8 protein-coding genes are annotated in these 6,840 nt (G+C 65.3%); 5 read left to right on the plus strand and 3 right to left on the minus strand.

What is annotated here, in order from left to right:
- Positions 1 to 16: 16 nt before the first annotated feature.
- The 5 genes from CTA01S_RS07650 to CTA01S_RS07670 all read left to right on the plus strand — a co-directional run bounded on the left by CTA01S_RS07650 (position 17) and on the right by CTA01S_RS07670 (position 4,031).
- Positions 17 to 928, plus strand: coding sequence for a PP2C family protein-serine/threonine phosphatase (locus CTA01S_RS07650; protein ID WP_019560036.1), 912 nt, complete (start codon positions 17 to 19; stop codon positions 926 to 928).
- 60 nt (positions 929 to 988) lie between these two features.
- The gene (gene rph / locus CTA01S_RS07655) at positions 989 to 1,714 is read left to right on the plus strand and encodes a ribonuclease PH (RefSeq protein ID WP_062194031.1); all 726 of its coding nucleotides are present in this window, start codon (positions 989 to 991) and stop codon (positions 1,712 to 1,714) included.
- 8 nt (positions 1,715 to 1,722) lie between these two features.
- Positions 1,723 to 2,352: an RdgB/HAM1 family non-canonical purine NTP pyrophosphatase gene (gene rdgB, locus CTA01S_RS07660; protein WP_019560038.1), complete on the plus strand. Its 630-nt coding sequence runs from the start codon at positions 1,723 to 1,725 to the stop codon at positions 2,350 to 2,352.
- Positions 2,345 to 3,568, plus strand: a complete 1,224-nt coding sequence (gene hemW, locus CTA01S_RS07665) for a radical SAM family heme chaperone HemW (RefSeq protein ID WP_232301021.1) — start codon at positions 2,345 to 2,347, stop codon at positions 3,566 to 3,568. The genes rdgB and hemW overlap by 8 nt, the downstream gene beginning before the upstream one ends.
- 85 nt (positions 3,569 to 3,653) lie before the next feature.
- Entirely contained in the window at positions 3,654 to 4,031 is a 378-nt protein-coding gene (locus CTA01S_RS07670) for a response regulator (RefSeq protein WP_062194036.1), read from the plus strand.
- On the opposite strand, the gene CTA01S_RS07675 is transcribed toward CTA01S_RS07670, so the two are convergent.
- From CTA01S_RS07675 to CTA01S_RS07685, 3 genes are read right to left on the minus strand one after another with little or no spacing between them, the layout of a single operon-like run.
- Positions 4,018 to 5,100, minus strand: coding sequence for a protein-glutamate methylesterase/protein-glutamine glutaminase (locus CTA01S_RS07675; protein WP_019560041.1), 1,083 nt, complete (start codon positions 5,098 to 5,100; stop codon positions 4,018 to 4,020). The two genes, CTA01S_RS07670 and CTA01S_RS07675, sit on opposite strands and share 14 nt — an antisense overlap.
- A gap of 13 nt (positions 5,101 to 5,113) precedes the next feature.
- On the minus strand, positions 5,114 to 5,827 hold the full coding sequence (gene cheD / locus CTA01S_RS07680) for a chemoreceptor glutamine deamidase CheD (protein WP_019560042.1): 714 nt from the start codon (positions 5,825 to 5,827) through the stop codon (positions 5,114 to 5,116).
- A gap of 45 nt (positions 5,828 to 5,872) precedes the next feature.
- A complete protein-coding gene (locus CTA01S_RS07685) occupies positions 5,873 to 6,742 on the minus strand; it encodes a CheR family methyltransferase (RefSeq protein WP_019560043.1) in 870 nt (289 codons plus the stop codon).
- Between the last annotated feature and the right edge of the window lie 98 nt (positions 6,743 to 6,840).

The following is a 6,840-nucleotide window of genomic DNA, read 5'->3' on the forward strand; positions in this document are numbered from 1 at the left end:
CATCGATGGGGACGACATGAGGTTTTCGGTCTATCAGGTCAGCCGCAAGGGCGGTCGTGAGAAGAACGAAGACCGCATGGGGTATTGCTACACCCGCGACGCCGGCCTGTTTGCACTGGCCGATGGCATGGGGGGACATCCCGAGGGCGAGATGGCCTCGCAGATCGCGCTGCAGACCATGGCAGCGCTGTTTCAGCGCGATGCCAAGCCCTTGCTGAAAGACCCGATCCGTTTTCTGCACGACTCGGTGATCGCGGGTCACCATCAGTTGCTGCGCTATGCCACCGAGCGCGCCCTGGTCGACACGCCGCGCACTACCGTGGTGGCCTGTGTGTTGCAAAACGGCGCGGCCTACTGGGCCCATTGCGGCGATTCGCGGCTGTACTTGGTGCGCGGCGACAAGCTGATCGCGCGAACGCGTGACCATTCCTACTCCGAGCTGCAGGAAACCCTCAGCGGCGTGGTCGGGATGGGGGAACGCTTCAACCGCAATGTGCTGTTCACCTGTCTGGGCAGCCCGGGCAAGCCGGTGGTGGACACCGTGGGCCCATTGTTGCTGCACCAAGGTGATCGGATTTTGTTGTGCTCCGATGGGCTGTGGGGCACGTTGCCCGATTCGGTCATCACGGCCCAGCTCGCCACCCGGCCGATCGCCGATGCGGTGCCTGAGCTGGTCGAGATGGCATTGCGTAAAGCCGGCCCCAAGAGCGACAACGTCACGGTGCTGGCAGTGGAATGGGAGTCTTCGGAAGAAGACGATTCCACGCGGTCGATTTCGACCCAGACGCTTGGAGAGGAGGTTTTTGCCTCCACCATCCAGGCCAGTGTGCTGGGTCAGGAGCCCGATGACCTGGACGAGGCCGAAATCGAGCGCTCGATTCGCGAGATCAACGAGGCCATCAAGCGGTCGTCGCAAAAGAAGGGCTGAGCCTTTCCACGCCGTGCCCCGGTCGGGGGACAATAGCGGATTCAACGAGGATTCCCTGCCATGGCGTTTCAGAGAACCGGGGGCCGCGCCCATGATGCGTTGCGGCCTGTGAGCATCGTTCGACACTACACCAAGCATGCCGAGGGGTCGGTGCTGGTGGCCTTCGGCGACACGAAGGTGCTGTGCACGGCGTCGGTCGAAGAGCGGGTGCCGCCGCACAAAAAGGGCAGTGGCGAGGGCTGGGTGACGGCCGAATACGGCATGCTGCCGCGCTCGACGCACACGCGCAGCGACCGCGAGGCCGCGCGCGGCAAGCAAAGCGGTCGCACGCAGGAGATCCAGCGCCTGATCGGCCGTTCGATGCGCGCGGTGTTTGACCTGTCGCGGCTGGGTGAGCGCACCTTGCAGCTCGACTGCGACGTGCTGCAAGCCGACGGCGGCACGCGCACGGCGGCCATCACGGGGGCTTGGGTGGCCGCGCACGATGCCGTCACCTGGATGCTCGAGCGCGGACTGATCGAGGCCTCGCCCCTGCAAGATGCGGTGGCGGCCGTGTCCGTCGGGCTGGTGCAAGGCGTGCCGCTGTTGGATTTGGAATATGCCGAGGATTCGGTCTGCGATACCGACATGAATGTCGTGATGACTGGCAGCGGGGGCTTCGTCGAAGTGCAGGGCACGGCCGAGGGGGCCGCCTTCACGCGCGCCCAGATGGATGCGATGCTGGCGCTGGCCGACAAAGGCATCCGCGAGTTGCTGGCCGCCCAGCGCGCGGCGCTTGGAATATGAGCGCGGCCATGCGGGTGGTGCTGGCCTCCAACAACGCGAAGAAGCTGCGCGAGCTGGAAGCGTTGCTCGATGGCTTGGGCTTGCAGCTGGTGCCGCAAGGCGATTTGGGCATCGCCGAGGCCGAGGAACCGCACGACACGTTCATCGAGAACGCGCTGGCCAAGGCCCGGCATGCGGCGCGTGCCAGCGCAGGGCCGGCCGTGGCCGACGATTCTGGTTTGTGTGTGGATGCCCTTGGCGGCGAGCCGGGGGTGCATTCGGCGGTGTATGCCCCGGTGCCGGTGCTCGAAGGCGAGCGAGAGGTGCGCCGCGCCGCGCAGGATGCGGCCAACAACGAGAAGCTTTTGCAGCGCTTGCAAGGGGTGAGTCAGCGCCGGGCCCGCTTCGTCAGTGTGCTGGTGGCGCTGCGCCATGCGAGCGACCCCGAGCCTTTGGTGGCCATGGGCCGCTGGGAGGGCGAGATTTTGCAGGCTCCGCGCGGACAGGGCGGCTTTGGCTATGACCCGCTGGTGTACATCCCTGCGCTGGGCCGCAGCGTGGCCGAGCTGGATGCTGCCACCAAGAATGCGCACAGCCACCGAGCGCTGGCTGCGCGGCGGCTGCGAGAGTTGATGCGGGAGGTTTGGGGCCGTGGCTGAGTCTGCCCCGATATCGCCGGCCGATGCGGCCCAACGCCATTTACGCGAAGGCACGCTGCGGTTGAGCTCGCTGCCGCCATTGTCGCTGTATGTGCACCTGCCCTGGTGTTTGCGCAAATGCCCGTACTGCGATTTCAATTCGCACGAATCACGGGCATCGGCGCTGCCGGAGGCCGACTATCTCGATGCGCTGCGGGCCGACCTGGAGAGCGCGCTGCCGCTGGTGTGGGGGCGCAAGGTTCACAGTGTGTTCCTCGGTGGTGGCACGCCCAGTCTGTTTTCGCCCGAGGCCATCGACCGGCTGTTGGGCGAGGTGCGGGCCTTGCTGCCGCTGGAGGCAGGCTGCGAGGTGACGCTGGAGGCCAACCCGGGCACCTTCGAGCGGGAGCGCTTCCGTGGCTATCGCCAGGCCGGGGTGACACGTTTGTCGGTCGGGGTGCAAAGCTTCGACGACGACAAGCTGCGACGTTTGGGCCGGGTGCATGACCGCCGACAGGCCCTGGCCGCCTTGGAGGAGGCGCGGGCTTGTTTCGACACCTTCAATCTGGACTTGATGTATGCCCTGCCGGGGCAGACCCTGCACGAACTCGAGGCCGACTTGACCGAGGCGCTGGCCTTCGCGCCGCCGCACTTGTCGGTCTACCACCTCACGATCGAGCCCAACACCTATTTCGCCAAGTACCCACCGGCGGTGCCGGACGACGATCTGGCCTTCGAGATGCTGGACCGCATCATCGAGCGCACCGCGGCAGCCGGGCTGGATCGCTACGAAGTCTCAGCCTATGCCCGCCCGGGGCACCGCTGCGTGCACAATCTGAATTACTGGCAGTTCGGGGACTACTTGGGCATCGGTGCCGGTGCGCACAGCAAACTGAGTTTTCCTCACCGCGTCGTACGACAAGTTCGCTACCGTGAGCCGGCGCGCTACATGGTGGCGGCGCGCCAAGGGCGCGCGGTGGCGCAGGAGCACGAGGTCACGCGCGAGCAATTGCCGTTCGAATTCATGCTCAATGCCTTGCGGCTGAAAGACGGCTTCGAGCTGGCGCAGTTCGTACAGCGCACGGGGCTGCCGCTGTCGGCGATTGCGGCGGGTCTGGAGGAGGCCGAGCGGCGCGGTTGGGTGGCGCGTGATTGGCAGCGCGTCTGGCCGACGGCCCAGGGATTCGACTTCTTGAGTGATTTGCAGGCATTGTTCCTTGAAGATCCCCCTGATTGAGAGGGGCTGTGGGCCGTCGTCTTGACCGCCGAATTCGACATGGCAGCATGGAGCCTGGATTCCATGCCCTGGCTGGCTGCCCGTCATGTCGCTGCCTTCTGCTTCATCTGGCGCTGTGCGCGTGTTGTTGGTCGAGGATGACCGTGTGCAGCAGATGCTCGTGTCCACCTTGCTGGAGCGCGAAGGCTGCATCGTCGATCTGGCCGAGGATGGCCAGGAAGCCCTGGCACTGTGGCAAGAGCATCGGCACCAGCTGGTGGTGACCGACTGCCGCATGCCGCGCATGGACGGCTATGCCTTCACCCGGGCTTTGCGCGCACTGCCGGGTGGGGGCTCGGTCACGGTGGTGGGCATGAGTGCCGATACCGACGATCGCGCCCGGGCCTTGGAAGCGGGCATGGAGGCGCTGCTGGACAAGCCCTTGTCGGCTGAGGCGGTGGCCCGGTTGCTCAGACGCGGTTGAGGCTTGGGCCAGCGGTGCGATGCAGGTATTCGATCAGATGCGGGGCGATCTTGGGCAAGGGTAGGACCTCGTGCACGGCGCCTGCGGCGATGGCTTCCCGGGGCATGCCAAACACCACACAGGTGGCCTCATCTTGAGCCACGCAATAGGCGCCGGCATCGCGCATTTCCCGCATGGCCTTGGCCCCGTCGGCCCCCATGCCGGTGAGCATGACGCCGATGGCGTTGGGGCCGACGACCCGGGCGGCGGATCGGAACAACACTTCCACCGACGGCATGTGACGGTTCACGGGCTCCCCGACCTGCACGCGGGCGATGTAATTGGCCCCGTAGCGCTCCACGCTGAGGTGCTGCCCTCCCGGTGCGATGTAAGCATGCCCGGGCAGGATGCGTTCGCCGTCTTGAGCTTCTTTGACGGCGATGCGGCACAGATTGTTCAGTCGCGCAGCGTAGCTGCGCGTGAAGCCGGCCGGCATGTGTTGGGTGATGACTACCGCGGGGGCGTCGGCGGGCAAGGCGGAAAGCAGCTCGCGCGTGGCTTCGGTGCCTCCGGTGGACGCACCGATGAAGATGATCTTTTCGGTGGACAAGCGTCCGATGCCCGTCGCCGTGGAGGTCGGGGCAGCCACCGCCGAGCTTGCGGGCGCAGCAGGCTGGACCTTGTGTACCTGGGCCTTGGCGGCCACGCGGATTTTCTCGGTGATCTCTTGAGCCAACTGTTGCAGTCCGTCGGCGATGCCGATCTTGGGCTTGGCCACGAAATCCACGGCACCCAGTTCCAGCGCCCGCAGGGTGACCTCGGCTCCACGCTCGGTCAGGGTGGACACCATGACCACCGGCATGGGACGCAGGCGCATCAGCTTGGCCAGAAAATCGATGCCGTCCATGCGAGGCATCTCCACGTCCAAGGTGATGACATCGGGGTTGAGGTTGCGGATCATCTCGCGAGCCGCATAGGGATCGGCGGCCGCGCCAACGCACTGCATGTCTGGTTGACGATTGATGATCTCGGTCAGCAGGCTGCGTACCAGCGCCGAATCGTCCACCACCACGACTCGAATCTTGGACATGGCTTGCGCTTTCTCAGAACAAATCGATGGAGCCAGCACCGCTGGACGGTGGCACCACGCGCTGACTGGCCGCACGCTCCTGGGCGAGCAAGGCCTCGGGGTTGCTGGGGGCCAGGCGTTTGACCATGGCCTTGCCGCTGGCCGGCAGGAAGCAGACCTTGCGAGGATAGATGTCCAGCACGTCTTTGGAGACGACCGGAATGCGCTCGGTGTGCAAGTAGTTGAGCACGAACTCGGTGTTACGTTTGCCGACGTTGAGTGTGTGCATGCCGCTGATGACCTGCCCGCCGCCGAACACCTTGGCTTCCAGCGTGCTGCGCGTGGCGCCCCGTTTGAGCAGTTCGTTGATGAGCAGCTCCATTGCGTAGGAACCATAGCGGCCGCCGTCTTGCGCACCGCCGGCTTCGGGCAGCATGAAGTGATTCATGCCGCCGACTCGCGCGTTGCGATCCCACAGACAGGCCGCAATGCACGAGCCCAGAGTGGTCATGATGAGCAAGTCCTCGTCGCTGACGAAGTATTCCCCAGGCAGCACCTTGACCGCGTCGGCCTTGAAGTGGGCGTCGTAGTAGAAGAACGACGCTTCACCAGGCTTGCGCGGGGCGGCTTTGAGGGCGTCCAGGCGCGACGTCTTGGGCGTCGGCTCGGTCGGCGCCAAGACCGGTCGCGGGCGGCCGTCGGGCGCTGCGGTGCTGGGGGAAGGGCTGCGGGCGAACATGGTGATCATTTCGGCACGAAGCAGGCAAGCTTGAGACGGGGCGGGCCCCCTGGTCTACAGCCGCCGATACACGGTTTTGCCTTGCAGTTGGAACAGGTCGCGGGCATCGGTGAAGTTCTCCGAATGCCCCACGAACAGCAAGCCGCCGGGCTTCATGACCGCGTGGATGCGTTCGAGCACCTTGCGTTGGGTGTGGGCATCGAAGTAGATCATGACGTTGCGGCAAAACACGATCTCGAAAGGATCGCCCAGCGCCCATGACGTGCTCATCAGGTTGAAGGGGCGAAATTCGATCAAGCGCGCCAGCTCGGGCTTGACCCGGATGAAGCCGGTGTTGCGCCCCGTGCCGCGCAAGAAATGGCGTTTCAGCCGCTCGGGACTCAGACCGCGGGCGTCCTGGGCATAAACGCCTCGGCTGGCCACGGCCAGCACCTTGGTGTCGATATCGCTGGCCAGGATGCGCACCGCAGCGGTCGGCCCCAAGGTTTCCACGACGGTCATCGCGATCGAGTACGGCTCTTCCCCGGTGGAGGCGGCATTGCACCAAATGCGCAGCGGACGGCTGGGATCGCGTTGGCGCAAGGCGTCGGCCAACATCCGGAAGTGATGTTCTTCACGGAAGAAGGCCGTCAGGTTGGTGGTCAGGCAGTTGATGAACTCCTGCCATTCGGCCTCGGCCAAGGGGCCTTGGGCTTGTTCCAGCCACTGCAGATACTCGGCGAAAGAGCGGTGGCCGGTTTCGCGCAGGCGGCGTGACAGTCGGCTGTACACCATGGCCTGCTTGCCATCGTGCAGGCTGATGCCGGCACGCTGGTAGATCAGTTGACGGATTCGTTCGAAGTCACGCCGGTCGAAGCTGAACTCGCGCTGGATGTCTGGGTTGTGGGGCGGGGCCTCCAGCGCGGCCCCGGGGGGCAGTTGCATGTGGCTCATGGTCGGCTGTGGGCAGTGTGGGGCTGCGGCCGCTCACCGCTCAGGCTGCGGCACTGTGTGTTTGCAACCTGAAGGTGGCCACGACTTGG

The sequence above is a fragment of the Caldimonas taiwanensis NBRC 104434 genome (assembly GCF_001592165.1).
GTDB classification, from domain to species: domain Bacteria; phylum Pseudomonadota; class Gammaproteobacteria; order Burkholderiales; family Burkholderiaceae_C; genus Caldimonas; species Caldimonas manganoxidans.

Bases quoted from the DNA above. Each gene is read 5' to 3' on its own strand.
- CTA01S_RS07650 (WP_019560036.1), top strand. From the start codon at position 17: ATGAGGTTTTCGGTCTATCAGGTCAGCCGCAAGGGCGGTCGTGAGAAG.
- rph (WP_062194031.1), top strand. From the start codon at position 989: ATGGCGTTTCAGAGAACCGGGGGCCGCGCCCATGATGCGTTGCGGCCT.
- rdgB (WP_019560038.1), top strand. From the start codon at position 1,723: ATGCGGGTGGTGCTGGCCTCCAACAACGCGAAGAAGCTGCGCGAGCTG.
- CTA01S_RS07670 (WP_062194036.1), top strand. From the start codon at position 3,654: ATGTCGCTGCCTTCTGCTTCATCTGGCGCTGTGCGCGTGTTGTTGGTC.
- CTA01S_RS07675 (WP_019560041.1), bottom strand. From the start codon at position 5,100: ATGTCCAAGATTCGAGTCGTGGTGGTGGACGATTCGGCGCTGGTACGC.
- cheD (WP_019560042.1), bottom strand. From the start codon at position 5,827: ATGATCACCATGTTCGCCCGCAGCCCTTCCCCCAGCACCGCAGCGCCC.
- CTA01S_RS07685 (WP_019560043.1), bottom strand. From the start codon at position 6,742: ATGCAACTGCCCCCCGGGGCCGCGCTGGAGGCCCCGCCCCACAACCCA.